Annotated in this window: 27 protein-coding genes; 10 read left to right on the top strand and 17 right to left on the bottom strand. The window is 47.1% G+C overall.

The window, feature by feature from the left end; translation table 11 throughout:
* Positions 1-78 precede the first annotated feature (78 nt).
* The 6 genes from SIB83_RS00755 to SIB83_RS00730 form a co-directional block, all read right to left on the bottom strand.
* Positions 79-843 carry a ZIP family metal transporter gene (locus tag SIB83_RS00755; protein ID WP_413746479.1) on the bottom strand — a complete coding sequence of 255 codons (765 nt, stop codon included), beginning with the start codon at positions 841-843 and terminating at the stop codon, positions 79-81.
* Positions 815-1,624: an ABC transporter ATP-binding protein gene (locus tag SIB83_RS00750; protein WP_413746478.1), complete on the bottom strand. Its 810-nt coding sequence runs from the start codon at positions 1,622-1,624 to the stop codon at positions 815-817. Before SIB83_RS00750 ends, SIB83_RS00755 begins: the two co-directional genes overlap by 29 nt.
* Before the next feature lie 419 nt (positions 1,625-2,043).
* Positions 2,044-2,640: a hypothetical protein gene (locus SIB83_RS00745; RefSeq protein WP_413746477.1), complete on the bottom strand. Its 597-nt coding sequence runs from the start codon at positions 2,638-2,640 to the stop codon at positions 2,044-2,046.
* 135 nt (positions 2,641-2,775) lie between these two features.
* On the bottom strand, positions 2,776-3,219 hold the full coding sequence (locus SIB83_RS00740) for a hypothetical protein (protein ID WP_413746476.1): 444 nt from the start codon (positions 3,217-3,219) through the stop codon (positions 2,776-2,778).
* Between the two features lie 1,435 nt (positions 3,220-4,654).
* The gene (locus SIB83_RS00735; RefSeq protein WP_413746475.1) at positions 4,655-5,518 is read right to left on the bottom strand and encodes a YadA-like family protein; all 864 of its coding nucleotides are present in this window, start codon (positions 5,516-5,518) and stop codon (positions 4,655-4,657) included.
* Between the two features lie 403 nt (positions 5,519-5,921).
* Positions 5,922-6,080 carry a hypothetical protein gene (locus SIB83_RS00730; protein WP_413746474.1) on the bottom strand — a complete coding sequence of 53 codons (159 nt, stop codon included), beginning with the start codon at positions 6,078-6,080 and terminating at the stop codon, positions 5,922-5,924.
* A 1,388-nt stretch (positions 6,081-7,468) separates the two neighbouring features.
* On the opposite strand from SIB83_RS00730, the gene SIB83_RS00725 reads away from it, so the two are divergent.
* The 3 genes from SIB83_RS00725 to SIB83_RS00715 all read left to right on the top strand — a co-directional run bounded on the left by SIB83_RS00725 (position 7,469) and on the right by SIB83_RS00715 (position 9,154).
* Positions 7,469-7,831, top strand: a complete 363-nt coding sequence (locus SIB83_RS00725; protein ID WP_413746473.1) for an AbrB family transcriptional regulator — start codon at positions 7,469-7,471, stop codon at positions 7,829-7,831.
* Positions 7,832-7,978: 147 nt separating this feature from the next.
* Positions 7,979-8,287, top strand: coding sequence for a hypothetical protein (locus SIB83_RS00720; protein WP_413402901.1), 309 nt, complete (start codon positions 7,979-7,981; stop codon positions 8,285-8,287).
* A gap of 171 nt (positions 8,288-8,458) precedes the next feature.
* On the top strand, positions 8,459-9,154 hold the full coding sequence (locus SIB83_RS00715; protein WP_413402899.1) for a hypothetical protein: 696 nt from the start codon (positions 8,459-8,461) through the stop codon (positions 9,152-9,154).
* A 998-nt stretch (positions 9,155-10,152) separates the two neighbouring features.
* On the opposite strand, the gene SIB83_RS00710 is transcribed toward SIB83_RS00715, so the two are convergent.
* Entirely contained in the window at positions 10,153-10,734 is a 582-nt protein-coding gene (locus SIB83_RS00710; RefSeq protein WP_413746472.1) for a ferritin, read from the bottom strand.
* 231 nt (positions 10,735-10,965) lie between these two features.
* Here SIB83_RS00710 and SIB83_RS00705 point away from each other — a divergent pair, with 231 nt between their 5' ends.
* Positions 10,966-11,169, top strand: a complete 204-nt coding sequence (locus SIB83_RS00705; protein WP_413746471.1) for a conjugal transfer protein TrbI — start codon at positions 10,966-10,968, stop codon at positions 11,167-11,169.
* Between the two features lie 351 nt (positions 11,170-11,520).
* Here the strand turns inward: SIB83_RS00705 and SIB83_RS00700 are convergent, their stop codons facing one another.
* The 3 genes from SIB83_RS00700 to SIB83_RS00690 form a co-directional block, all read right to left on the bottom strand.
* Entirely contained in the window at positions 11,521-11,808 is a 288-nt protein-coding gene (locus SIB83_RS00700) for a DUF3303 domain-containing protein (RefSeq protein ID WP_413746470.1), read from the bottom strand.
* Between the two features lie 80 nt (positions 11,809-11,888).
* Entirely contained in the window at positions 11,889-12,104 is a 216-nt protein-coding gene (locus SIB83_RS00695; RefSeq protein ID WP_413746469.1) for a hypothetical protein, read from the bottom strand.
* 121 nt (positions 12,105-12,225) lie between these two features.
* Positions 12,226-12,558, bottom strand: coding sequence for a hypothetical protein (locus tag SIB83_RS00690; RefSeq protein WP_413746468.1), 333 nt, complete (start codon positions 12,556-12,558; stop codon positions 12,226-12,228).
* Between SIB83_RS00690 and SIB83_RS00685 the strand changes: the two genes are divergently transcribed.
* Entirely contained in the window at positions 12,544-12,933 is a 390-nt protein-coding gene (locus SIB83_RS00685; RefSeq protein ID WP_413746467.1) for a hypothetical protein, read from the top strand. The two genes, SIB83_RS00690 and SIB83_RS00685, sit on opposite strands and share 15 nt — an antisense overlap.
* Before the next feature lie 786 nt (positions 12,934-13,719).
* On the opposite strand, the gene SIB83_RS00680 is transcribed toward SIB83_RS00685, so the two are convergent.
* Both SIB83_RS00680 and SIB83_RS00675 read right to left on the bottom strand, forming a co-directional pair.
* Positions 13,720-14,010 (bottom strand): ferredoxin, encoded by a 291-nt coding sequence (locus SIB83_RS00680; RefSeq protein WP_413746466.1) that lies wholly within the window; start codon positions 14,008-14,010, stop codon positions 13,720-13,722.
* 1,674 nt (positions 14,011-15,684) lie between these two features.
* Positions 15,685-16,656 carry a hypothetical protein gene (locus SIB83_RS00675; RefSeq protein WP_413746465.1) on the bottom strand — a complete coding sequence of 324 codons (972 nt, stop codon included), beginning with the start codon at positions 16,654-16,656 and terminating at the stop codon, positions 15,685-15,687.
* 980 nt (positions 16,657-17,636) lie between these two features.
* Here SIB83_RS00675 and SIB83_RS00670 point away from each other — a divergent pair.
* Positions 17,637-17,912 (top strand): DUF3764 family protein, encoded by a 276-nt coding sequence (locus tag SIB83_RS00670; RefSeq protein ID WP_413746464.1) that lies wholly within the window; start codon positions 17,637-17,639, stop codon positions 17,910-17,912.
* Positions 17,913-18,125: 213 nt separating this feature from the next.
* Complete coding sequence (locus SIB83_RS00665; protein WP_413746463.1) at positions 18,126-18,392, top strand: hypothetical protein; 267 nt, start codon at positions 18,126-18,128, stop codon at positions 18,390-18,392.
* 1,068 nt (positions 18,393-19,460) lie between these two features.
* Here the strand turns inward: SIB83_RS00665 and SIB83_RS00660 are convergent.
* From SIB83_RS00660 to SIB83_RS00645, 4 genes are all read right to left on the bottom strand, one after another.
* The gene (locus SIB83_RS00660; RefSeq protein ID WP_413746462.1) at positions 19,461-19,949 is read right to left on the bottom strand and encodes a hypothetical protein; all 489 of its coding nucleotides are present in this window, start codon (positions 19,947-19,949) and stop codon (positions 19,461-19,463) included.
* Between the two features lie 119 nt (positions 19,950-20,068).
* Entirely contained in the window at positions 20,069-20,395 is a 327-nt protein-coding gene (locus tag SIB83_RS00655; RefSeq protein WP_413402886.1) for a hypothetical protein, read from the bottom strand.
* A gap of 183 nt (positions 20,396-20,578) precedes the next feature.
* Complete coding sequence (locus SIB83_RS00650; protein WP_413746461.1) at positions 20,579-20,815, bottom strand: hypothetical protein; 237 nt, start codon at positions 20,813-20,815, stop codon at positions 20,579-20,581.
* Between the two features lie 56 nt (positions 20,816-20,871).
* On the bottom strand, positions 20,872-22,005 hold the full coding sequence (locus tag SIB83_RS00645) for a DUF819 family protein (protein ID WP_413746460.1): 1,134 nt from the start codon (positions 22,003-22,005) through the stop codon (positions 20,872-20,874).
* 119 nt (positions 22,006-22,124) lie between these two features.
* On the opposite strand from SIB83_RS00645, the gene SIB83_RS00640 reads away from it, so the two are divergent.
* Positions 22,125-22,721, top strand: a complete 597-nt coding sequence (locus SIB83_RS00640; RefSeq protein WP_413746459.1) for a DUF1543 domain-containing protein — start codon at positions 22,125-22,127, stop codon at positions 22,719-22,721.
* Positions 22,722-23,495: 774 nt separating this feature from the next.
* Here SIB83_RS00640 and SIB83_RS00635 read toward each other — a convergent pair.
* The gene (locus tag SIB83_RS00635) at positions 23,496-23,669 is read right to left on the bottom strand and encodes a hypothetical protein (RefSeq protein ID WP_413746458.1); all 174 of its coding nucleotides are present in this window, start codon (positions 23,667-23,669) and stop codon (positions 23,496-23,498) included.
* 454 nt (positions 23,670-24,123) lie between these two features.
* On the opposite strand from SIB83_RS00635, the gene SIB83_RS00630 reads away from it, so the two are divergent.
* Together SIB83_RS00630 and SIB83_RS00625 are read left to right on the top strand one after the other, a co-directional pair.
* A complete protein-coding gene (locus SIB83_RS00630) occupies positions 24,124-24,705 on the top strand; it encodes a YbfB/YjiJ family MFS transporter (protein ID WP_413746457.1) in 582 nt (193 codons plus the stop codon).
* Entirely contained in the window at positions 24,702-25,148 is a 447-nt protein-coding gene (locus tag SIB83_RS00625) for a hypothetical protein (RefSeq protein ID WP_413746456.1), read from the top strand. The genes SIB83_RS00630 and SIB83_RS00625 overlap by 4 nt, the downstream gene beginning before the upstream one ends.
* Positions 25,149-25,216: the final 68 nt, after the last annotated feature.

Here is a 25,216-nt window from a genome sequence, read left to right as displayed (position 1 = left end):
CGAGAAGGTCTGAGTCGAACACAGCACTGCAGCCATTGCCGTGCCTATCAGGCGCTGTGAATGGAGGCGGTTCACAATTCAGGCGGTGACGCTGTCGAGAAGCCAGATGCAGAGAAGACCGATGAAAAAGGCCACATTGACAACTCCTGAATCGTCTTCCCCTCTTGCATGAGCTTCCTTCATCACCTCCTCCACAACCAGGTAGATCAGAGCTGCAGTGCCGAAGGCGAGTGTGCCGGTCAGTGCAGGTCCCTGCAACCCGTTGGTGATCACAAGACTGACGCTCAGACCGATCACATAGGTGACGGCCATCAGTGCACCTGACACCCTGCTTCGCCAGCGACCCGCTCCACGTCCAAGCAACGTTCCGAGTCCGAGGGTTGCCAATCCCATCTCAAGGGCAACGGCCACAGGAATCACCCACTGCTGTTCTGCGGCTTTGCTGCTGATGCCCACCACAAGCCCGTCGATCAGGCTGTCAATGAGAAAGGGCAACATCAGCAGCAGCATCGGACGAGGCCGGCTCTGTTCAGAGTTGTCGTCGGGATCTTCCAGAACCGCATTGATCACCAGCAGCAGGGAGAAGCCGAGACAGAAACCAATGGCGAGAGCCAATGGGTGGCCGCTGTCGCTGGCAGCCGGCATCAGGTCGGCTGCTGCAATGCCAAGAACCAGACCACCCACGAGATGGGCAACAACTGCTCGAAAGCGTTTGCCAGGTCTGAACCGGCTGCCCAGCAGACCGCCCAACACCATGCTGATGGCCGGGAGGATCAGAAGCACTTCACGCCCGGGTGTACAACATCCATCCGCTTCATCCTGGCAAGACCTGCCTGAAGCCACCAGACTGCACCACGGTCAGCGGTGTGTCGAACAGTTCTGAAAGCTTTGGCCCTGTCAGTGTTGATTCAGCTGAGCCATCCAGGCTGATCAGGCAGTTCTGCAGTCCGACGACTCTCTTGATCTCCGGGATGATGACATCAACCTGGTGTGTCACCAGCACAAGGGTTGTGCCTTGCTGGCACAGATTTCGCAGGGTTCTCAGCAACGTGTGCCTTGCGCGCAGGTCCAACGCATTGGTGGGTTCATCAAGCACAAGCACCTCCGGTGCATGCACCAGAGCTCTGGCAATCAGCAGACGTCGGCGCTGGCCCTCGGACAGCTGGCCGTATTTCTCGTCAGCCAGACCATCAAGATCCATGGAACGGAGAACGTCTTCTGAGCGTGATCGCTGTTGCTCCGAAGGCGTTCGGTCCCTGCCAAGCCTGATGGCGCCGAAGAACGCTGCCAGCAACAGCTCCCGCCCTGTGAGCGAAGCCGGGATGCGTTGTTCCAGCTCGGTGCTCACGACCCCGAGACGTTGGCGAAGTGCCCAGAGGTTCACTGTCTCCGATCCAAACAGGCGCCAGTACGACCCCGGCTTCACCACTGGGTAAAGAGTGCGGCTGATCAACTTCACGAGTGTGGTCTTGCCTGCACCGTTAGGACCGAGGACGGCAGTCGACTCACCTTTGAGAAGACGTAGTGAAAGATCCTTCACGACGCGATGACCATCGATCCAGGCTTCGATGGCCTGACAATCCAGCCAGGCTGAACCGGAGTTTCTGTTCTGATCTAGACCCATCGCTTGATTGCGTGTCGATGACCAAAGCAAGACCTAGACGGCCACTGAGCTTCAGCGCACATTGAGTTGATCAACAGCAATGGCTTTCCGACTGTATTGACCAATGGGTCGATCATTCGTTGTTTGAGCCGCTTCGTTCAGTGATTCGCAATTTGCTGAGTACCCTTGTTGATCTACTTTTTATCAGTAAATAAAATAGCTCAATGCCTTCTTGATCACTTGTTATTCGGTTTGCGGATTCAGCTTTTTATATGCTCTATATGTTTCTACTGTTAATTTGAGTATTGATCAGCAAACTGTTTCCAGGACAAGCACACAATGCATTTGCTGCTGGTATTTTATAGAAGCAAGGATTGTGCCAGCAGCAAATCCAGATGTGTTCGCCGTTTTAGGGAGAAGCCCCAATGGTCTTCATTGAGTCAGCTGCTAGCAGCCAGAATCATCTCAGCGGATGAGGTAAGACCTGTTTGAAAGCCTTTGGAACTTTCGACTAAAGGCAAGAGGCCCGAATCCAAATTCAATGAACCCATGCCAATGCTCTGGGATCCGTCTTTATCTTCTATTCCAATTGACGAAAGCTCAAAATTGTTGAATTCGTCAACTGATCTGTCACCATCTTTTTCTTCAGACTCGGCAATTAATGATACTAAATAAGTTTCAGCAAGATTTGAATCGCCTGGCTCTAACTCACTGTAAAGACGAGCGATGAGCTGACCAGACCCCTTGTTGTCAAATTCAAATCGTAGTTGATCAAGGCCAACTCTATTAAGATCGAAACTAATTAATGCGTCAGGAAGAACGTCAAACTTTTCCACATAGGGCATCAAGGCATCTGCACTGAGGTTTTCCAAGGATGTTTCCGGCTCGTCTGGTAACTCCGCATCTTGGAAAATTTTGGAAAACTGCTGGAAAGACCAGGTTGAATCAGCCAGATAATTTGCAGCTTCTTCAAGTGCCAATCCCAGAATCTGAGCCTGCTCCTCGTCCTGTTCCCCCGCACCTGAGGTCAAGATCATGTTCTTTGTAGCGCTGACACCTGATGCCAATGATTTGCTGTTTTCAACCAAAGAAATAATTTCAGAATCTAAATTAAATGATCCAATGGCTCGAGAGATTGATCCATCTTGATCATCAAGTCCGATGAAAGCGAGTTAAAAGTTGTCTATATTTTGAAAGTCAAAATCATCGCTCTCTCCGGAACTTTTCTCTCCTGGTTCTGCAACTAATGACACCAAAAAGGTTTCCGATAGAGTTGTCTCACCTGGCCGGCTGAATGTGTTGTAGAGACGTGCAATCAGTTGGCCAGATCCCAGGTCTTCAAATTCAAATCGAAACTGATCTTGACCCAGATCATTTGATTCATGCCCTGTCAATCCTTCGCCAAAGGGTGTGAACTGCTCGACATAGGGCATCAGAGAGTCCAGGACTTGGCTGTCCAATGACACCGACGGCTCACCAAGTACGACGGGAGCATGGAACGCATTCGCAAATTTCCTCACAGACCAGCTTTTAGAGGCAAGTACAGATGCGGCACGCTGCAAAGCCAGGATTAGTGCCTCAGTATTGCTCGCCTGTGCTTGTAGAGGGAGAGACACGCAAGACATCGATTAAAATCCTGTTTTTATTTGCTTAATCACACATATTTCCTAGTTCAACGGAACGCCTGATAAATTTCATATTCCATTGGCTTGTGAACTGTGAGATAGGGTATTTGATTGTCTTGTCACTCAACGACTCGCTGAGTCAAGCGCTATTTAAGTTGATAGAGCTTTCGCTTTTTTTATACTATCTAACAGTGTTGATCTTGTTTATTCGAGCGTATCTGGCTGAAAGATTATAATGGTCAGAGAAATTTTTTTAGTTGGTCATCCAAGGAAAATATCAGCACAGGCTTGTTGCAGTTGCGATTTGTCTAAATGGTCAGATCGTTGACATGTGCCATCGATCTTTTTGCGGCCACGTCAAGGGCATAATTTTTTTAAAGTTAGAATAATCTTGATCGGAAGACTGTGTAATAAGTGTGTCTGTTAAAGCGATGGAAAGCATTAGTGATGGCCGAAGAGTTTCTTGGCTTGTTTGTCGTGACTGGATTCCAAGCGTATATTGAAATGTTTGAGTGGCTGTTGGCGTTAAGGTTGATCTTGCTGGATCCATGAGTACTTCAATTCGCTGATATGGCTTTTAAGGTAAGGAGTGACTCGTTGATTTTAAGCGAGGTTTTTTGAGTTTCATTCAGATTGGAGCCTCAAAATATGTGGTATCACCTCACTAATTCACGAGGAAGATCAATTATGTTTGCTCGATAATCTTTTGCGTTCTGAGCGCAGCGCACCTTGCTTTGTTTGTTCAGCCGGTGCCTGATGCTTCAGCTTTGTTTCATTGAACCGACCCTTCTGGATCTGCGGGGTGGGTTTGAACTGTTTTTCCTCTGACGTCTAGTCCAGTGTCTCCTGTTCATGAGTTGTCTTATGACCCCGAGCTCCGGCCCGGGCATGCTTAGGGAATAATGGGTAACTACAGATCATGGAGGCTGTCGCCTCGTCGAGGGACATCCGTAACCTGCAGTCTGTCGAAATGAACTATATTTTCGATCCCTGAGGACACACAATGATTCCGGAACCACATGAGCTCTTCGACATTGACAGGGGATCAGACAAGCTTTTTATGATCGGTACTGCGTGGATTGTGCTGTTTCTGTTTCTGTTATAAGTGCAAAACTGATTGTTTGATTTTAGAGATGCTGTCGGTTCTGGAGTGAAAGTTTTCAATGCCAGCAATTAACTGACAGCTTTAGAGAAAAGATCAGCTGCAATTTTTTAGACATTCATAATATTCTTGCTCCTTTCTGGGTGTCTATCGTTGTTATCTGCTCAACTGATTTGTGTTTGGGTTAGGGAGCTGCAACGTTCAGTGTCTTGTGGTCATTCTTGGGTGTTTCAATTTCTATGTAGCAACACTCATTGCTAGGCAAGGCTAATGAGTTATTTGTGATTCACTGAAATTTGAGTCCTAGTTTCTTCATAACAGCATTTAAGTTTTGGTGCGAAGTGACCTGTTTTCATCGCGAAGTTTGGAAATCTCCCCCTCTTGAGACGAAGTCTGCTCTTCAAGATGTTTGATTTGCTTACGCAGCAGAGCTACCAATTCTGCGGTTGCCTCAGCTCCCGGTGCTGATTCAGCATTGTTTTGATTTGGCTGCTGTTTCAGCAGTGCTTCAAGTTTGGCTTTGAGCTCCTCGATCTGCTGGTCACGACTGTTGAGGTCACTCCTTAAAGCAGCCATGTCGGTGTTGACCTGGCTGCGGTATTCAAAGATTTCATCGCTGCTCGCATTCATTGTGTTGTTCTTGTCTGCTGTTGTGTTTCTCTTGCCAAGGGGGAAGGAGAAACCCAACCGGCCGGCGATGGAGGCGGTGGAGCCATATTCGTAATCCACCGATGGGGTGTACGACAGTGCACCGTTGAGGTGCAAACGATCGCCCACTCTCACGGCACAACCTGCGGAGATGGCGTACTGAGAGCCATAAGCACCCGTGCCCACTCCGCAGCGAGCCGGTTCATCTTCCTGAAGGGTCACTTCCGGAATCGCCGACATCGCGGAGGCGATGGCACCACTGGCCTGCACGGCCTGACCAAGACCTCTGGCAGCAGACTCCAGCTTGGGAAGCTTCTTGCGCACAGCTTTGTCGAGCTGCTTAAAGGACATTGAAGTGCGCTGAAGGGTTCCATCTTCATTGGCAGCGATGATTTCGGTGCCATCACCAGCCAGATTCGGTGCGGTCACTTCTGTTTTGAACGTTCCCAGAACAATCTGGTCTTTACGGGTGGTAGCTGCTCCAGCTCCAACGGCAGAGGAACGGTCATAGGTGGCCGTGGCTTGAGCACCGATTGCCACAACCTCGGTTCCAATGGCACGAGAGGTACCAATCGCAACCGCATTAGTCCCATCGGCATAGGCATACGCACCCTGAGCCGTGCTGTTAGTCCCCAGTGCTGTTGCTTTGGTGCCGACAGCGACAAGATCGGTGTTAAAGCCTTAAGCACTAAGTAATTTTTTTATTTTGATCAGCGTCCTAGAGATTGCAGAAAGCTTTATAGACTCAGTGGACACTTTTCGAGATTTAGATTGGCGCGCATTGTGTTGTTGATACTCAGTAGAAAAATCAATAGCATCATTCACAATAAGACTCTCCATCAATAGATGCCAACAAATGCTGGTTAGGCATAAAAAAAGACCTGAGCGAAAGCGAACAGGTCTTAGTAGTTATTGCGGATGAGAGCTATGGCAGATTAGTTTATCAGCCAAAAATGCCAAAAACTTGGTCGATAATTCCTCTTCCGGTCAGGGCTTCAGTTGCCAAGCCAATGGCAAGTCCGAGCATTGCTGCACGTCCATTTAGCTTTTCGCTGAAGACTTTGGTTGAGTCAGGGGTGAACTTGTCGGTTGCTTCAGGCATGAGAAAGGATGCGATTATTCAATATTAACGAATGTAAAGGCTTCGTGGAGGCTTTTCGAGATGCCACTCAGTCACTCGTTTTATCGGCAGGCAAGCTGCATTGTTGAGTGTTAATACTTATGGAAAAATAGAACTAATCTCCCGAGTTGGCCGGGGCAAAAGTTATGGATCCAGCAGGTGCTTCGGACTTTGGCTTGGCAGAGCTGCGTTGCTGGCGCTTTGGCTTGCGTGGAATCTCTTGGATGAGTTCGTCAAGCTTGGTTGCTTCATCAGGCAACGACCTTCCTGTTTGTCCTTAACAAAGGTTTTTGACAAAGGCTCACAGACAGCGACAACCTCAACAAGTTGTGCTGTCTGGTTGGTCTTGGTGATGGCATCAAGTGCCGATTCATGGTCAAGTTTGTGCAGATCTTTTCGGCGAATTTTCACACGCTGCCAACCACCAGAACTGTCAGGGATATGCACGTTCAAGAAACATGCAAGGCCTTTGTTAGTGGCAGCAATTGACAGTGGTTCAACCAGCTGCTCGGACGTGAGCTGAAGCATGCCCAGTAGTACTAATCAAGAAGCCCAGGACGTCAGTCCGTTTCTGATCTTCCAGTGCTCGCCTGATTTGGTGACGAACTGCAAGGTCAGTTTGTTTTGTACTCCAAGCATCGAGTCGTTGCATGTAATGGTTTGATGGAGTGGTCGGTGATCCAGACGTTGACGATGTTGTTGGGTCAAGAGCCTTCCCTCCCCCTGAGGTGATGAGGCACATCCAACGTCCATCGCTCTCCGCAGTAGGAGAAGTCACGAACAGGGTTGTCATGTCCTGAGCACGTAAGGCGCTGATGCTGTCTTCGAATCCATCCAGTCCAGAGACAAGGTTGTTCATAGGAATGAGAGCACGCAAGAAAAAAGCCGCTGTTAAGCGGCGTGGGTATTGGATTTACTGAGCGTTGATGGCGTGCCAGGATCAAGCCTCGACATAGGCTTGCACCTCATAAAGATGCTTGGGAATTTGCATTCTCTGGTCACGTGCTCCCTCATACACAGCAACAGACAGCATCTGGAAGTCACGACTATGACGGGAGGCAGCAACGAGTAGTCGTTCATCACTGCGCATTGCTTGAGTGCTTCGTGGTACTCGTTCTTTACTGATCGAGGTGAGGCGCCGTTGATGTTGAAGGCAGGTAGTGAGTAAGCCGTGTCTTGTTTGGTGGATGTCGCCATGTGAGCTACGAATGACGACTAAAAGAAACAGCTTCTGTTAAGCGGCAATATCTCGCTTGCAACACCCCATTGGAGGCATAGGCATCAGAGGAGGACGATTATCCGTCAGGTTTTAAAGAGTTGACGATCTCAATCTAGTAAGTGATTAATAGTGAAGTCATCCGTGTAGAAACATGCTTACTGGAACCGAATTACTGGCCAAGGTCAAAGACCTCGGTGATGTTTCCAAGACCGATCTTGCGACAGCCTGCGTTTACGTCTCTAAGAAAAAGGACGGCAGTGATCGGGTCAACTTCACCGCGTTTTACGAAGCCTTACTGAATGCAAAAGGCATTGAACTTGGTGGTGGGCCCGCTGGTATGGGCAAAGGCGGACGTAAGCTCAGCTACACAGCCAAGGTCCAGGGCAACGGTAATCTGCTGGTGGGCAAGGCCTACACAGCAATGCTTAACTTGCAACCTGGGGACGAATTCGAGATCAAGCTGGGTAAAAAAGCCGTCCGCCTGATCCCTGTTGGTGGTGAAGAGGAGGAGTGAGTCTCTTCTCTAATCAGTAAGTCCATAGCAGGCAGAGCTGACCAGCGGCTCTGCCTCTTTTCTTGGACATCAATCCCATGACTTCTCAGAAACCTCTAAGAGATGCCAGTGACTTTCATATGTATAAAATGAGAGTCGCAATGGCCAATGGAACTCAAGGAATTCATCAACGGCGCTGAGCCTCAGTGGAAGTGGAGCACCTACACCAATGAAGAGGTAGGGATTCGCGACTTTATTAGCTGCGACTTAGAGACCCCTAATGGAAACACCATCATCATCACGCAGGGGGAAGACAGCAAAGGAAGGTTCAAATATTTTCTTCCCCAGTTCAGTAAGCGCTATGCGTCTGTACAGGCGTGCCGCAAGTATCTGAAGAAGAATAGAAATGAACCACTGCATCCTTCTGAAAGCCGTCCGCCTGATTCCTGTTGGTGGAGAGAAGGAGGAGTGCGTTAGCTTTGTTCTCGCTAAATCTTCGCTTTGCCTCTATCGGGGGTAGGGCTTTTGACTGATATGTCCGATCGGTAAGTCCAGAAGACAAATTCCAGAGTCCTCGCTAACAATAAGTGACAGCTATTGGTTGTATTCAATAATATGGTCCGTTATAGTCACGAATTTATCAGGCGATTGCGCTTGCGCCATCGTGGGTACATCGCACTTCTGATTGCGCAAGTTATCTTTCTGATACTGCTACCTGTAGCCGAACGTTTCCCAAGTTTTCAATCTTTTCTGAACATAGCTCTGGCCGGGGTGTTGCTTGGCCTCGTTAGTCGATATACACAAATTAAAAGATTGAATTCATTCTTTTTCGGTCTTGGGATTTTAGCTATCAGCCTTGAAGTGATTTGGCGTTTAAGTTTGGAAGTTCTACCAACTCTTGGCCATTGGCTGACGCTTTCACACGTATTCGTTTGGATCCTGTTTTATTTGTTGAGTATTTTGAGACTTATAAAATCACTTATACGCGAGCCATTCGTAACCGTTGCAGTCGTAATGGCAGCTGTGGAGGGTTATCTATTGATTGGCGTGGCTGGTGGTGTATTAATGACGGCAACAATGGAGATGCACCCTGCAGCTTTTGATTTCAGTGTTTTAACTAACGCTCATGCACATAATGGACTGGAAAACATTTCGAACAGTGTCAGTCTGTTTTCACCTGTACTAATGGCAGCAGCTTTCAATATTTTGACAACAGTTGGATCAGGTGTTGTCAATTCAGGTGATACGACATCACAGGTAATCGTCACGATCATCACAGTAAGTGGTCAGCTGTACATAGCAATCTTGATCGCTTTGATTCTAGGTCGATCCCATTCTCGATAAAAACTGAAATACAATTCAGCTCTACATGCTTTTTATATGCTCAAGACTTCGAGTCATTGAGGTCAGCTACAGCCTTGTATGAAACTCGAGTAGCTACCTGTGGGTCACCGTTGTGATCGGTCTTTGGCTTGCCGTCATCATCGAGGACGTCTAGCTACAGGCTGGTGCTTACACAGCAGCTGAATTGACTACCACCGTTAAATGCATGTGGATGTCCAGTCATTTATACAAGGCTTGGTAAAGTAAGAGAAAATTCAAATGCAATGAGATATCTCATTTCCTATAGGGATGGTGGTATTGACTATGACTACGAGTCGTACGACGAATTAGAGGACGCAAGGCAAGCTTATGAGAGAGCAATAGAAGATCTGCAGGATGCGGAGTCTGTGAAGTTGGCAGACACAACTGGCGACACGATTGATTGCCACTTCTTTTGAGCTGGTGAAGCAGGTGCAATTGAGACTATTGCTTTGCCAGGCCGTCTTTTTCGAGTCGAGAGCGTTTAAGTTATATTTGAAATGTATAATTCCATACAGCAATTGTACTCCATCGCCCAATCTAATAATTGCTGTTCGTTAATGATTGACTTGTCAGTTTAGTTTTTGCTGGCTAGTCATGATAATCAGGCTCTTAGAAATGCCAAGAATTTTTTCAGCACTTTTAGTCATGAAAGGGGTTCGGCATGAATCCCAAATTGCTTAGCTGGTAAACATGCAAGCTTTTAATTGTCAAGAATTAGCAGATAGCAATTTTGTTCTTTTACGCTACTGATATGGTTTTGTTTTTTATTATTTCCTAGATAAGCATATGTAGACTATCCACGCGTCTATGGGAAGACCGCAGAGAAGTTTTGGTGAGACTGTGGTGAATGGCTTAGAACTGGCTGCCTGGCATTAGCTCGCCCGGAAGCTATTGACGCCAAGGCTCTATGGCAGCAAAAACCCCGCATTGGGCGGGGCTGTTGAGGTCGATTGGGAGGTGGGACTTGCGCTGATTGCTCAGCCTTCAAGCTTGGCGGGCTCGGCCTCGCCTTCTCTCAGTTCAGCGTCGATGATCATCACCGCAGCAGGGTTGCCTGCAGCGAACTTGACGCGACCCAGCAGGTAAGCGGCCTCGTGCTCAGAGAGACGCTGGCCGTCAACGATGGGATCAAGGAAGACGGTTGTGCGGCGATCAATGTCCTTTTCCGCAGTGTTGTAGAGCTGCAGCACGGAGGCGGTGACATCAGCTTCCATGCGGAAGACGTTGGCAATCACCTGCTCCACGCCAGTCCACTGCTGACGGGGTGGCTCGATGGTGTCGAGCACAGGCCGCTGACCTCTGCTGATCAGATAGTCAGCAAACTTGGCAGCATGCTGCTCCTCTTGCTTGGCCTCATCACGCAGGTGTTCGGCAAAGCCGGTCAGCTCACGCTCAGCAAACCAGACGGCAGCAGCGAAGTAATCAGCAGCTGACTGACGCTCAAGGTTGAGATGGGCTTCCATCAGGTCGAGCATTTCGGCCGACATGGGCTCGGCCATGGCACGGCCTGCGGGACCGGTGGGGACTTCGATGGGGGCTTGGATTTGTGAAGCTGTCATGTCTCTTCCTCTGGGAGGGATGAACCAGTTCTACATCACAAAACAGCAAAAGATATGCGTAAAAACCGAACATTAGCGGATCAAAATATGCTTTTGAGAATCACATTCAGCAGCATGAATCTGCTGCTGAGAATCAGTTTCGATAAGTCAACGCTAAGTGTTCGGTAAGCCGCCAAAGAAGCGATGCCCTGATTGCAATAGACCTGACGAGTTGTTACCGAGAGTTGTGTGATGACTGCAGTTTTACTTTTGTGCGACTGCTCGCTTTGTAAGCGCAGCGTTGAAGAATCGAGGTCAATTAGGATTGGTGGGCAGCATTTCTGCTCTGAGTCCTGTGCCAAGGGGCATCCCAACATGGAGCCATGTGATGGCGAGCGAGATGGCTGCAACTGCGGAATTGGAGAGTTGGAGCTGCTTCTAGCGGCTGCCGACTAGTTCAGCCTGCTGTGGCTTGGCCGGATCCATCAATAAAAAACCCTCCGGGTGGCGGGTGATGATTAGCCGAGAAGCCTCGCTGTTATTCACGCCCCCTGACGGATTCGAACCATCAACTGACTGCATAGAAGGTAAAAAATCTCCAGTGGTGCCAAAGTATTTCGCGGCCGTGTCAGGGTTTTAGGGAGCAGAGGTCGACCTGGGATGTTCTCAAAATGGACAAAATTGGAGACATTTTGGGCCGTATCTCCAGTTCGTTTTCAGCATTAACCGGCTGCCTCGTGAGCAGTAGGTCTTTGATCTGGGGGCCAGCCTTCAGGCGGATGCTTGGGATGTCTATCTCAGGCTCAATCAGCTGGCCATGCTTTCTTCAAGCTCGACGTACTCCTCATCACTGAGACCAGGGGTGATCGTCGCGGTGACGCCGAGTTCCTTTGTCCAGGGGTAGGTGCGCTTCTGCACCGCTGCCAGGTTGTCGGCTTCCACCAGCAGTACGCCTCCACCGAGGTGATGGTGGATCTGACGTGCCAGCACCTTGAAACCTGTGTATTCATCTATGGGCTTTCCGCCCTTGATGTAATCCACGATGGCCTGTGTGTATTTCTCGTTGGTGGGATCGGGTGCATACCAGTGGATCATGAAACGTGCCCTTTCAACTCCTGAAAACAAAGGGATCTTCGCCTGAAATGCCCCACTTTGATGAGTGTGGTGGCCAGACTTCACCGATGTCGAAAATTGTTCGCCCATTTGTCGATCGGTACGCGCCGAAAGGGGTGAGTTGGCTTATGTTCGACGAAGAAAGGAGTCTCAGCCAGCTTTTTATTCGATAATTCCTCTGTTAGGACCACCAGCACTTCTTTCTCCCCTTCACTGACGTCGTTAGGGAGAACCAAGGCAAAGGGGTTATCGCCTGCATAACCCGTCTTTTTCGCCATTTTCTCTGGGTAGTAGACGCCCAGTTTGGCAATGGCTCTCAGTGCCTTGATGAAGTCTCCATCTCCATCAGAGACATTGGAGCCGAAACAGATTCTCTCTGTCCCAGCTTCCAGGCACTCCTCAACTACAGCAGCACTTTCCTTGTTTAGAACGAGCAGGGTATTGGTTTTGGCAGAAGTGGTCTTCAGCTCCTTGAGGAGTGATGGTCCATAATCCCTGCTCCAACATATTCGTAAGGATCACAAGGTCAGGAGCCTGCATCGAGTCCTCTTGTAGTGCTTCCTTTTCAATGGCCACCGTACAGAGCAATTCCCTTCTCAAGCACTCCAGAAGGTTCATGGAGGCCAGAAGCATTGGGTTGTCAGCTTCCAGACTAATGTTCTGTTCATTCAGGAGGGTGCGAGCCTCGTCCTCATCAATGGCTCTCTTAAGGGAGACATGATTGAGCTCCATGGTTTCATCATCAATGCATTGCCCCCTAATATCAGAGATATGAACGAGATAATCGAAGATTCTCTGAATATTCAGCCTTCATGGCTTGTCGGGATATTGCGCGTGTCTGGTTTTCTAGATCATGAGGTAATTTTTGACCTTGAAATCCAGCCAATTGACGATGCCATTGGATTTCTTTCCAGAATTGTTCGAATTTTGCCTAGATGTTCTGAAAATAATCAAAGCCTTCCCCTTCCCAAGCTTCTGATGATGTCCGGCTGGCATCGCTTGCATGTCTTTCTGTCCCCATCAAAGCGTTTGATGAGCATTGTGGGCCAAACTTCAAGAATGCGAGAGAAGCCCAATTGGCAGAATGCTACATCTTTCGACACATAGAGGCATCAGTTGAACTAAATCTTTCTGAGCTCTTATAATTTGTTTGTTGATCAACATTTTTCATTGCAATGAACTGCTGAGATGTTGTAGAAATCTATAGAGACTCAGTAGATCTATTTCCATTTGTGTTTTCCATCAGGCGTGTTCACTTTGTGATTCCAGCGTTTGTGGTCTGCTGCATCCCTGTTGCTAGATGTAGAACTCTTGGACGTTGAATGCCAGAAAACAGGCTTTCAGTTAGTTACTATTGAATGTGAAAGATTTCAGCGAGGTATGCACAATTCTGATGTACAAGGTGGTTGTATGATGATGCCCTTCGATCGCATTTAGTTAACATTTAATGTTTTAAGTTATTTCGCCCAGATAGTATTTAAGTTGTAAAGCGTTATGGGATTGAAGATTACCTTGTCAGCTTTAGGCTGCAAGATCTGTTGATTTGAGGATTAGTTGATTGACTGCTGATTTCGTGAGGCAGGAACCATTCAGTCGTGAGTCAGCAAATTTGTATATGCATCAAACCGGCACCATGCATGCCGAACATTGTGTCACTCTAAAAATCAGAGCATGAAGCAGGTCTTTGAGTTTTAGTTCAAGATTAATCCTCGCTGTTTGGCCAGCAATGCAAAGTCACTCTGCTATGCCTATGAAAAGCGCTAGCTTAATCATCAGCTCTCTCTTCGAGGACTTACTGAATCAGGCTGTCAAACAATTGGTCCATATGTTTCTTGTAAACCCTTTATCTCTGGTATTGCGGATAGGTCATCATTACAATTAGGCATCGATTGATTAATACAGATTCTCTTCTTGGTGAGATGAGATTAAGCAATCAGATGTTGGGTAGGCAACGCACATGAGGACAAAACCAGCCCCCAGTTGGTCATCATCAAGGAAGCTTTGATCTGATTGGTCCACTGTTCCTGATTCGACCCTGGCGGCACAGGTGCTGCATGCTCCTGCTCTACAGGAGAAAGGTACATCGATGCCAGCTTGCTCTGCTGCGTCGAGAATGTATTCATCATCAGGACACTCGATTGTATGAGTTCCGTCCGGAGTCTCAAGAGTAACTGTGTAATTCATATTGGTTTATCCTCAAAGACCTAATGATTGTCAGTGTTCTTCTGAAAAAATCTTCTGTATCTTAACAGCTTTTCGCTTGAACCAGTGATTACACCCTATGCCTGCCAGCATCGGCCTTTAGGGGAAATGCATTTTCATTGACGAAGCTAGATCAGTGCGGCTTAATCTTCATGGTTAAAAATATTGTTGTCCCTGAATTACTAGGCTTGCCATTGCATCAAAAATCGTTGAACTTCATTAGGATAATTGGCGATACCTCGTCAAATACAAGTCAGAAGTTCCTTGTAGGAGTAAAAGGATGAGGTGTTACTGCATTGCTGTTCTGCAGATGAAATGCTTTAACTTGTAGACGTGCTTTAGGTCATGTCAATGCCACTGACAGATCAGCATTGTATTGCTTAGGGGTGATGAGGACATTGCTGACTCTTTAAAAGGATTTTGGTATTTTTCTGACGTGCAATTAAGCATCTGAGACTTTGCGATGCGCTTATGGTGTCGTTGTTCAGCTACTCGCTGTCATGTGTATCAGGTTCTTCAAAATAAATCCGAAGTAGCGTTGTGGTGAGAAGCCCCACAGTGGCGAGTGTAAGAAGCATGATCTGTCATTGATGTATTGCTGTTTTAGTGGGGTACTGCTTCTCTCACATCCCCCAAAGGGGTGACGTTGGATCACACAAGAGCGGAGGAAGGATCGACTGTGTGCAGAACACTGATTCTGGTGTTTTGCCGAGGTCGCTTCAGCAGTTCCTTATCAATATTGAGGGCGATATGAGATCAGAGCAGGGATATTGTTTCCAGTCGCGTTAATGATGGGTTCCGCCTGATGTCTGGACGTTGACCAAAGCGCTTTTTCCATGACTGTGTCAGCTGCGATTTCAGTCAGAAAACCCTGTACCGAAGTGCATTTCTAAGGTCCAGATTTCCAGGGCCTTCGCCCTGGTATTCCACGGTTAAGTCCTCGATCATTTCGTCTGGTGGAGTGTCGTCTCTGAATTTCCGGGTGATTCTGTCATCGTCTCTTTCAGAGCAATACATTTCGTATTCCCGCTTCTCCTTTCCGTCCCACCACGTCAGCAGGTATGAATGAACCGTATCCATAATCAGTTGGTTTTAAGGAAGAGGATCAGGATTTCGGCCTGATGTTCAGTAGTTGTGGAGTGTCGAGCGTCTCAGCCATGATAGCCGACCTGTCCATGTCTAGCTGTTCTCTGATTCTGTGCACTGCTCGTCGCTGTATTGTCTGAACTAACAACAGCCTTGATTGATACCAGTCAGCGCTTCACAGTTAATCTGTCAACCTGTATCAGCTGTACGTTGAGCAAGTTGGACGTTGCTGTCAGCTACACCACTGACAGGGGTTCCCGCACAGCTACGTATTTTGGGCCGATGGGTTTGTCACTTATTGCACTGCCCACGAGCTGAGTTCCTGAGTCCTCGTACCAGCCAAAGCAGAATGCAACGCCGGAAGCAATGGTGCATGGTTCAGCATTGAGTTCTGGCCGTTTGGTGAGTTCCTGTTGGAGCCAGGTCTTCAAGACCTGAAGAAACAATCTGCCGCTGCTTGGATTGGTTCATAAATGCGCTAGGCGAACGAACCCGCTGGATCATTATTTGCTTTGCACAGAACTGTGACTGGATGTTTCGTAACCGATCAAATCAACTGCCTTTAGCCACTTATTGTGGCTGTAATTCAGGAATTAATCTCCATTCCTTCTGAAGCGATTCAAGTGGTTGATCTGCAATGCTGAAGTAGTCAATGGCTAGTAAATCCTGTTTGCATTGTCTGCCGCGATTCATTGCGTGAACGACGCGTTCAGGATTTCCAGCCATTGAAATCTGATGGGGATTGGCGCCTGTAACGACACTGTCAAAAAGTCCCCCTTCATACATGGCCATGACACCAAGAAACCAGAGTGTGGAACCTGGCATGCTGCTACTGGCAGCTCCAAAGGCAGCATTCTCCACTTCTCCGATCAGGTCAACCTCGTATCCACCAATCACATGCAGCCAGTCATGATGCGCGAGTGCAGCATTTGCACCACCGATCTCTCCTGGTGTGGTGAATCCATGGCTTTGATAGTGTTTCCAGACAGCCGCACCAAGGGTCCCCTCTGGAAGACTTGCCAGACCTCGCCACTGCATGGCAAGTTCTGGGTCCTCTTCCACAGTGAAGGTCCAGGCGTCTGGGCCGTGTTTGCTGAGCAGATCCTCAAAATTTTCCTGTTGGCGGTCTTTTTCACCCATCCAGAACAGGCGATAAAAGTCGCTCTGGGCCTGTGCCCGAGCAGTGTTGTCAACGTCCCTGGCTAAGATCAGCGATCGATCCTCTATTTGAAGTTTTTCAGCCCAGTTCTCCAAAGAGCGTTCCAGTTGGGGAGGGATAGGGTTCACCATCACCTCAGTCAGAACCAGCAGTTCGATTAATTCTTTTCGCTGCAAGTGATCAGGGAAGATCACAGCGGCTTCATCCATACGAATAGAACGAATTGTTTTGAAATCAATTTCAACTCCCAGCAGCTCCCGGAAGATGAGGCCAAGAAAGTAAGGTTGAAAATCTGTACACCAGCCATCAGCCATGCGAGCAGCCCCAGCCACAGCGGCAGCAAGTTGTTCCGCCTGCTCGATTGAATTATGAGCCAGAAACACGAAGCCGTTTAAATTGAATTAGATTTCAAATATAAAAGATCAGAGAAAATTTTATAATTTAGAGACATAAATATACGTCTTAAGTGTAGAAACCCCAATCTGTTGATTTGGCAACATTCATATTGCCTCTCAAAGCCCCCTGTTTTGTTCTTTAAGGATTTCGTATTGATTTCAGTTATTTCACAACCTCTGCAGGTTTCCAGACAACAATGAACTTCAGAGTCTGATCTGGATTCCGAATCCAGGCTGAAGCTGAGGGTAATAGTCGTATCCATAAGGTGCGATCACATGTGGGTAGCCATACAAGGCGCGGTTATGAATCCTGCGTGCATGTCGCCAATCACGGTTGTAAGACCTTCGGTAATGGTTAAAGTCACGAACATCGCGCCGATACTCGCGCTTTAGCCGTCTTCTCGCACGATGTCTGTGGTGATAATGATTTGCTTCAGCGGCTGGAATAAGGACTAATGAAGATGCGCTGACCGCTCCAGTACAAACAATTGCAGTGGCAATGAAACTTTTCCATCCTTTGGTGAAGCTGAGTGGTTGATCGACCATGGCTCTTTTGTAATGTCTTGATCTTCACCTTTGGAACTGTTTCAACAGCTGAGCTGATGGTGAGAATCAGCTGTGATTCATAAGAGCATTTGTTGGTTTGCATATTATCTGCAGTGTTCAACCGACCACGCATCAGCTGAAAATTTGAATCGGAATTACATAATGTTTTCTATATGGGGATAATCTTTAAATTGGTTGATGTCATGATTTGAATTTTTCTATTAGTTAGGAGTATCACATTGTGCCTTTTAGGGACTAATGATTGATGACTACCAAATCGTTGTAGAGAAGAACGCCTGATTAAAGTCATGCTGAGACAATCACTTCTCTAGTCCTTTAAATGAATTTGGTCATTAGACTGTCACATAGTGCTGGTTCGTTCAGCTTGAAGATGTAAGAATCTTGCGCTGCATTGATTCAAGATGATGGAAACCACAGTCTGGACTTTTAATCTGAGTGTTCCGTTTTCGGAGTGGGTCCAAATTTATGACAGCGATGATGTTACCAAGATGCACGCATCAGTCGGCATCAAATCTTTGTTTCGAGGGGTTTGTAAAGACGATTCAACCAGGGTCTGTGCTGTTCAGCAAGCTCCTGTCGGCGTTGCTCAAAAGATTTTCGAAGACAACAAGGAAATGATCCGCGGAGCAGGCCATAGCATCGAAAGCACTGTCATTACTGCCTATACAGAGCAATAATCTGACCTGTCTCTTATGTCTCGATATCAGAAAGCATCTATGCCTATACAAGGTTGCTTTCTATCTTGGAGTTTTGAAATCTTTGATTGATCTAAATTCCTACTTTCAGCGAATGACTGACCCGTGATCAATGAAGTTTGTTTGGCATCTCAACATTGGAATTGCTTGAGGTTACAATGATTAGTCTTGACCATTGCAAATTAGGGGAGAGCTATGGAATTTGACATCGTGGTTCTGAATCAGTTTCTCTCCAATTACCCTGACATTCCTTGGGCCAATTGGAAAGATTTCGTACGTGAACAGATGATCAGCCAGGGTGATCACTGGTCAACTGCCATATTGTCTGGCAACGACATCTGGGATTGCTTGGACAAGCATCAAATTAATCCACTCCATCTTGTTCAGTGGAAGCCAGTCGAAGACACACTCTATAAAGTCAGCCTTCCTGATCATCCCCATCCGTTTGATCATCCGCTGTAAGTGTCTTTGTCGTGGTTCATTTGAAATATAGAGTTCACTCTAATTAACTTTGTCATATTTTATTGTCAAAGTAAAAATTGCGTTGATGCTGGGTAGTGCTTTACGTTTTTACTTCGGTTGAATTTTTTCACTAAAGCAGCCAACGGCGTCATTGAGCCTGTATCAAATGGGCCTTAGTCTAAAATGAGTTGCATGTTTATGACAGTTTAGACCAATTCTGATCGACAGTTTAAGACGATTGTCTTTAACTTATTGTTTGTTTCATGAATTTAGTGAGCAAACGTAACGCGCCCTACTTTCCTCTAAGTAATCAATATTTTTATCTTGTTTTTTCTGTTGTTTTGTCATTCTTGTTTGGCTGGTCGCTGGAAGTTTATTTGCTGACCCGCTCAGGTTTTATCAATTGATTCTGTTGTTATCCAGGCTATAATGCGTTGATTGAGGTTGCTGAGTCGTGCTTGACTCTATTATTTCAAGGTCTGCGGTTAGTTTCTATTTTTTATAACACCTTCGTGTAATCCTCTCATGCTTTTCTAGTTTTGCCTTTCGAAAAAGCTACGTTAATATCCTTGTGTTTAGTTGTGGTTGAAGTTAGCAGGCAGAACTGCGCTGCAGGCATCAATAATCCAGCTTTCTCAATGGTTCATTGCAAAAACTTTCGTATTGAAGAATTAAACCCTTTTTTAGAATGGCATTTGCATAGATCAACGGATGATATTAACGAGGCAATGATTTGGGCCCAGTCACTCAGTGATCAAATCAACCGATCTGTCCGTGTGATTGATTTTTCTGGGAATCTGATCATCCAGTTTGAAGTTTAGTTCGCCTCCATAGTATTAAAATTTATACATTTTTGATATGGTTTTCAGGTAAAAGTTATAGAAAGATATCCACTTGCTTGGTATTGATTCATTGCTGCACAGCGGAATTTCTTTTTGTGTTTGAATTTGGTTCAGTTGTATCTCTGGGAATATTTTTGGTATGCAAAATCAAGATTTTTGATAGTCATAATCTTAAAGAAACCGTATTTCTGCCTAAGCTAAAGATGAACGGTTTTTGATTAATGATCTAATTCATGTTGATCGTTTCAGGTTGACTGCAGGGTTTCCAGTGGTTATTGACTTTGGTGATTTTATCGCAGCCCATCCGTTTTGCTGCTAGTCCTGCCAGGTTTTCATTGGTATACATCAATTCTGCTTCGAGCTTTGAATGCTTTTTCGAGGTTTGAGAGTGTAAATGATGAATGTGAGGAATTTGTTGCTTTGATCCGCTCAAATTGACAAATCCCATGCTCAATGGGCCTGCAGTCCCAACTGCCATTGTATTTAACCCCACTGAAAGTAGACCCATTCCCACCACTGAAGCGGTGACTGCGCCCATCGACACAAGTCCGATGCCGATCACACCCATCGGCGCCACGCCGATGCAAACCACGCCCATGGGGACGATTCCGATTGCTACAACACCTAGTGGAGCGATCCCAAAGGCTATTTTTTTTGGTTTTGAGCCACAATGATTCTTTGAATCAATATCCGATGCTGAATTTTCGGAAGTCATGGATTAACAAATATCACTCATTTAGCTTAGTCATAAGGCAAATGTCTGAAAACTCTATCGTTTTATCTTCTCGATCAAGACCAAGCTGGATCATTTGTTTCGCGTAAAGTAATCATAAATCATTGGCTATCTGGTGTTTGTTGTGTAGCCACAATATGGATTTCCTCTGCCAACTTCTTGATTGCAATTAGTGTTTCACGGTCAGTCTGGGCTTGTTCTTCAGCAATCTCGCTTTGAATATTTTGACCAACAATGATGATTGACAGCAGAACTAATTGCAGAAATGTTTCAGCCACCCACGACACTATTTCCAATGGATCTTCAGAAGATAGTGCCTCAGGTAGCGATACCAGCGCTATCGCTGCGAATAAATAAGCGCACGACATTGTGCCTACCCGTTCTGTTACAAACAGTGCAACTTTCTTGTTGAATTCCCGAATCTGCATCGCTGGCAACGATTTGATCTGTTTATTTTAGCTTTAAACATTGAACTTGACATTTATATAATGTGCTCATTGTTGCCGAATGCAAGCCTTTGATTTAATGTTCAACGAACTGATTTGCCTATGGAATATTGAATCTGGTCTCGCTTTTATTGCCCTGCGTTTTTTATTCAATCTTGATTGCTTTCATCGAGTTTGACGCTTGAAGGTGTAGCAACCTCCGTGGTAGCCGGTGAAGGGCTGTGCATAGGTCACCAGTTCCCATCCCTGAGCACCAAGCTCATTCATCAGCTCCACCAGGCTTACCTTCTGAGGATGGTTCCTGGAGATCAATGGCTGGTCATCCAGCCAGAGCTCTTCAATCTCTCCAGTCCAGCTCTTGCCTCGGGGAACAAAGCGAAGTTGTGTGTATTCCCAGGCCATCAATGCTCAATGATTCGGGTGACTCTAAGGCCGTGAGCGCAATTTTCGACCGGGATTCAGCCAGTCAGCCACTGCAGTGAAGCCGACATTGCCAGACCGACGTACGTCCCCAGCAGATACCCCACCAACCCAACAGCCACGGATGGCAGGACAAGGCTGGGTCGGTTGAGGCTCCCTGCCAGCGCCAGAGCCGTGCTTGGTCCGCCTACAGCAGCTTGAGAAGCAACCAGGCATTCAGCCAAAGGCCAGCGCGACCAGCGTTGTGCTTGAAGGACAACAACGGCCTGAACGAGAACCACTAGGCAGGCGTACAGCAGCACCGGCAGCCCCTCCCCGAACAGACCAGCAAGTTTTGAGCTGAGCCCGATGACCGCGAAAAATGGCTGAATCAAGACCACACCGATTCCATAACAGGGGCGACGCGACTGCGCCTGGGGTAACTGGGCGGCAATCAAAGCCACTGTTGTCAGCACAAGAATCGATGGTGGATTGATGCCGAACAGTCCCGTTAACCTCACCAGCTGGTCTGAAATCAACAGCACGGCACCGCCCCAGAGCAGCCCGACCATCACCAACCGAGAGGAAGGCCATGGCGACGATTCAACCGTTGACGCTGATGGATCATTCAGGTCTGAACGCTTTGCCTGCAAAGACTGTGTTCGCTCACGTCCAATCAGCAAGCTGACAACAAACCAAGCTGTGAAGGCGATGTGATCTGCAGCTGTTGCAGTCAACAGAAGTGTGGGTGGCAACTCAAGACTTCTGGCAACAGAGACAAAGTTCAGACTTCCACCGGTGAATGTCGCACTGAACAGCCCTGCCAGTGGAATCCACGCTTCACCCAGCCATGGTGATAGCAAACCACCCACCAACAAAACAGCCACCAGAGTTCCTGCAACAGCGGTGAAGAAGGGGAACAGCAAACGGCGTGCATCAGGCAGCACGCTGCGTAGTTCAACAGCCAACAGCAGTTCCGCTATCGCCAGAGAGGTCAATGGACCGTTCACCCACGACACAGTCGATGGTTCAGGTGTCCAGGTGGTCATGTTGGCCACCAACAGTCCAAGCACCAGAATCACCATGGTGGATCCAAGCTTCCTGGCCAGGCTGTTCACCTCAGCCAGCCACCATCCGAGTCCTGTCAACCCCAGAATCAGTACGACTGACAGCAGCTGTGAGAGCGATGTCATGACTGCCAGCCGGTTGGTTGTAGTGAAAGCATGCCCGAGAGCAGCAGTTCCTGGTCAGACTTGAACGGTGCGCGCGGCGACGGACAGATCGCGTTTTTCCAACGATTCAGCGTTGAGCGATGACCATCACTCCTAGTCTGTTTCTGGTTGTGCTGGGTGGACGCACTGCCAGCAGCCATATCGAGCTCCATGATGTGCGCTGGGTGGTGGGACCAAGCATCGAATCCACCATTCCGACTCTGAGGCAACAATGGTTCGGGCTATTGAGTGGCCTCCATATCGACAGCTACAAAGCCATTCGACATGTGGATGGCTACGCCATTGATCTGATCAGGGGACATACCCGGTCGCCGGCTACACAGCAATCGTTGTCAACTTCGAAAAGCGACCGGCTCTGGTTCATCAACCTCGGGGGGTACGACCGCGACTCTCTGCAGGAATTACACCAGTTCGGTCTAGTGGTTGCAGGCAGTCAACAGGCTGCGAAGGCAAGGGCCCGAAGGCGTTGGTTGGATGGTGCGTTACAGGTTCACAAGGATGATCTGCATGGCATTGACAACCTGGACACGGTTGACGATTGCCTGCCCATCTTCAATGTCGAGGGGTGGCAGGTTCATCTGAGACCAGACCCTGGTGTCTCTGAAGTTGATCTGACACCCGACTGGTTTGGTTACTGGAGAATTGATGGGAAAGTCCCAAAGCCTCGCCCTGACTGACTGAAGTCTTGTTAAGCGAGGCTTTCATACCAGGTTGGTCAAGCAGATGGTCAACTGGTTTCGATACAAAGCAAACAGCTACAGCTACAACCAAAGTCCAGCAAGGTTGTTTTCGTTACTGCTCACCGAGAAAATGTGGATTCCCATTGCACTCGCTGACTGCCACAGCATGTGATTGAGCTTCAGCCATTCCTTTGGCCCTGAGTGCCTTTTTGCTGATGGCCACACAGCGGTTCTGATCCCGGGACTGTTGAGCCACGTCATTAAAGAGAAGTAGGAAGGCAGCCCCGCCGATCACCATCAACAGGTTCAAAACATTCAGCTCAGACACTCTTCTGATTACGATCGTAATCTCCTGATGCACTCAAGCCTTCACAGTCTTTCACCAGACATGCACGGCGACATCACTGTCAACATCTTTCAGGTCTCAAGCAGAGCCAATTGGTCATCACACATTGGTCGCAGGAAACATAAGATAAACCTCTGGTTCTGAACCGTAATTTGGATGAATGTTTGTGTGGACTCAGTAATGCTTACCCCCTCTGAACCACTTCAGTCATTGGATGATTCATTTCAAGCGCTTATGACAAGTTCTCGAAATGGGCCAAAGTTGTTTGATTGTGGTTTTAAATAGAGACTAATTGCAAATAAGTCTGCAACCAAAAGTATAGAAGCTTTTAAGAGTTGAATGTTTTAGTTGTCATGATCAATGCTTGGGAGAATTATTTATTGAAATAGTATTGATCGGATGACGACTCAGGAGAGTGTCTTAAACTAAAACCAATAGTGATCACGCAGCCCAGGTTTTTCATCGATATGAAACTCCTTGTATAAGGCCCGTGCAGCCTCTTTATTTCTGGTATCAATCAATAAAATTAAACGGTTCGTCCACCATTCCTTGATTGGCCCTGCATCTTTTTTGATAAATGAATGTGGTGGAATACGCATGAATGTACCTTCAAAGAGACAGATTGATAATGGATAGAATTTGGAATGTAAAACTATCGCTGAAATGTGTAAGTAGCAGTGGTTACAAATTAACGAATGTGCCCGTTACCCCTTATTTTTTACTCATCGTGTTAAGGCTTTGGCGTCTAATTTGTATCAGCTGAGTTGTGTGCCGAATCATTCCTTTTGAATGGATTTATGTCTAATACTTGAACAGGTTCAAGCCTGTGGCAAGAGGTTAGTGGTTAGAGGGATTTGCTTGCATGGCAGGAATCACATCAAACCTGCCATCGTCGTTGCATAAAAAGCAGGTTTTTGCTGGTAATTTCGCTATTGCAATAGCACTCGGACTGTCACGCTTTGATTTCGGCATCGTTGCCAGGTTAATGCAGCATGATGGTTAGATTCAATCACAGGAATCGGTGAACTTGCGGGATTTAATGTTGATGGATATGTGATTGGTTGCATTCATCACTCCAGAGAGAGAAGTCATAAGAACCTCTGCAAGCTTTTATTTTTGGCATTATTATTATTGATTTTTCCGCTTTGGCTTGAATCGGTTGATTGGCCCTTTCCTGTGCGCTTATTGATCAGATTCATCAATGGCTGGTCAGCAGCTCATTTGGTTTGTGGAATTCCAGCCCTTGCTTTAAAAGGGATCTCCAAACATCAAGCCAGGAGATATACAGCGTTTTTAGTGAGTGGTGCAGGTATCGGATCGTTGATTGGAGCCATCACGATTGGTTGGATCGCAGCCAATTCTCCTACCTTCGCCTGGATTGTAATCTCAGCTTGTGCAACCCTGTTGGCCATATCTGTCGCATGGTTGTTGGTGGAATCTTCGAGGGTCAGAGGTGAGCGAAAGTCAACCGCTTTGCAGCCTGGTGCTGCAGAGCAGAGGGTCCGTGTGAAATATCAAAACTTTAAAATTGCAGGCCTCGCTTTGGGATATTCATTGATCGGTGCTGGAATGGTACCGGTCATTTTGTATGGACCTTTGATTGCGACTCAGCGTTTAGACGCAAGTCCGATATGAGCAGCGACTCTTTTCCACTCTTCGGAATTGGTTCAGTTGTTGGATGTTTTGTTGCCAGTGCATTCCCAAGTCAATGGTCTAACAGAACGATGTTGCCATTAGTTTCTCTTTTTGGATTATTGGGTAGTGTGATGTTTCTGATTGCAAGCGATCTTTATATTGAAATGACTGCAATTTTTTTAATTGGTGCTTGGGCTTACATGACCGTTGCTTTGACTTATGATCGTCTTGGTGAATTACTGAATGACTCCCAGAAAAAGCGTTGGTGGTCTCTTATATCATCTTTTTTAGGTGGAAGCTACTCCGCTTTTGCGTTGATTTTTTCGCGTTTGGCGAGCATCTCAATGAAGGAAGTGCTTAGTGCAGGCGTGGTGTTAATGGGATGTCAATTGATGATGGAGTTGATTCAGAGGTCTGGCGTAAATGTACGTAGCCAGGATTAATAAGCAAAAATTATTTGTTTTGCTACTTGCTGTTTAGTTGATGTTTTGACCGCCTGCTTAATATTTAA

This window comes from Synechococcus sp. MIT S9507, from assembly GCF_047304715.1.
Taxonomy (GTDB): domain Bacteria; phylum Cyanobacteriota; class Cyanobacteriia; order PCC-6307; family Cyanobiaceae; genus Synechococcus_C.
The sequence above is the reverse complement of the archived record's forward strand: the minus strand, read 5'-3'. Positions and strand labels throughout refer to the sequence as shown.

What these genes read in the sequence shown, in the direction of transcription:
- SIB83_RS00750 (WP_413746478.1), bottom strand. Translation starts at nt 1,624, where the DNA reads ATGGGTCTAGATCAGAACAGAAACTCCGGTTCAGCCTGGCTGGATTGT.
- SIB83_RS00745 (WP_413746477.1), bottom strand. Translation starts at nt 2,640, where the DNA reads ATGATCTTGACCTCAGGTGCGGGGGAACAGGACGAGGAGCAGGCTCAG.
- SIB83_RS00730 (WP_413746474.1), bottom strand. Translation starts at nt 6,080, where the DNA reads ATGCCTGAAGCAACCGACAAGTTCACCCCTGACTCAACCAAAGTCTTC.
- SIB83_RS00725 (WP_413746473.1), top strand. Translation starts at nt 7,469, where the DNA reads ATGCTTACTGGAACCGAATTACTGGCCAAGGTCAAAGACCTCGGTGAT.
- SIB83_RS00720 (WP_413402901.1), top strand. Translation starts at nt 7,979, where the DNA reads ATGGAACTCAAGGAATTCATCAACGGCGCTGAGCCTCAGTGGAAGTGG.
- SIB83_RS00710 (WP_413746472.1), bottom strand. Translation starts at nt 10,734, where the DNA reads ATGACAGCTTCACAAATCCAAGCCCCCATCGAAGTCCCCACCGGTCCC.
- SIB83_RS00705 (WP_413746471.1), top strand. Translation starts at nt 10,966, where the DNA reads ATGACTGCAGTTTTACTTTTGTGCGACTGCTCGCTTTGTAAGCGCAGC.
- SIB83_RS00700 (WP_413746470.1), bottom strand. Translation starts at nt 11,808, where the DNA reads ATGATCCACTGGTATGCACCCGATCCCACCAACGAGAAATACACACAG.
- SIB83_RS00695 (WP_413746469.1), bottom strand. Translation starts at nt 12,104, where the DNA reads ATGGCGAAAAAGACGGGTTATGCAGGCGATAACCCCTTTGCCTTGGTT.
- SIB83_RS00685 (WP_413746467.1), top strand. Translation starts at nt 12,544, where the DNA reads ATGATTGAGCTCCATGGTTTCATCATCAATGCATTGCCCCCTAATATC.
- SIB83_RS00690 (WP_413746468.1), bottom strand. Translation starts at nt 12,558, where the DNA reads ATGGAGCTCAATCATGTCTCCCTTAAGAGAGCCATTGATGAGGACGAG.
- SIB83_RS00680 (WP_413746466.1), bottom strand. Translation starts at nt 14,010, where the DNA reads ATGAATTACACAGTTACTCTTGAGACTCCGGACGGAACTCATACAATC.
- SIB83_RS00670 (WP_413746464.1), top strand. Translation starts at nt 17,637, where the DNA reads ATGATGGAAACCACAGTCTGGACTTTTAATCTGAGTGTTCCGTTTTCG.
- SIB83_RS00665 (WP_413746463.1), top strand. Translation starts at nt 18,126, where the DNA reads ATGGAATTTGACATCGTGGTTCTGAATCAGTTTCTCTCCAATTACCCT.
- SIB83_RS00660 (WP_413746462.1), bottom strand. Translation starts at nt 19,949, where the DNA reads ATGACTTCCGAAAATTCAGCATCGGATATTGATTCAAAGAATCATTGT.
- SIB83_RS00655 (WP_413402886.1), bottom strand. Translation starts at nt 20,395, where the DNA reads ATGCAGATTCGGGAATTCAACAAGAAAGTTGCACTGTTTGTAACAGAA.
- SIB83_RS00650 (WP_413746461.1), bottom strand. Translation starts at nt 20,815, where the DNA reads ATGGCCTGGGAATACACACAACTTCGCTTTGTTCCCCGAGGCAAGAGC.
- SIB83_RS00645 (WP_413746460.1), bottom strand. Translation starts at nt 22,005, where the DNA reads ATGACATCGCTCTCACAGCTGCTGTCAGTCGTACTGATTCTGGGGTTG.
- SIB83_RS00640 (WP_413746459.1), top strand. Translation starts at nt 22,125, where the DNA reads ATGACCATCACTCCTAGTCTGTTTCTGGTTGTGCTGGGTGGACGCACT.
- SIB83_RS00635 (WP_413746458.1), bottom strand. Translation starts at nt 23,669, where the DNA reads ATGCGTATTCCACCACATTCATTTATCAAAAAAGATGCAGGGCCAATC.
- SIB83_RS00625 (WP_413746456.1), top strand. Translation starts at nt 24,702, where the DNA reads ATGAGCAGCGACTCTTTTCCACTCTTCGGAATTGGTTCAGTTGTTGGA.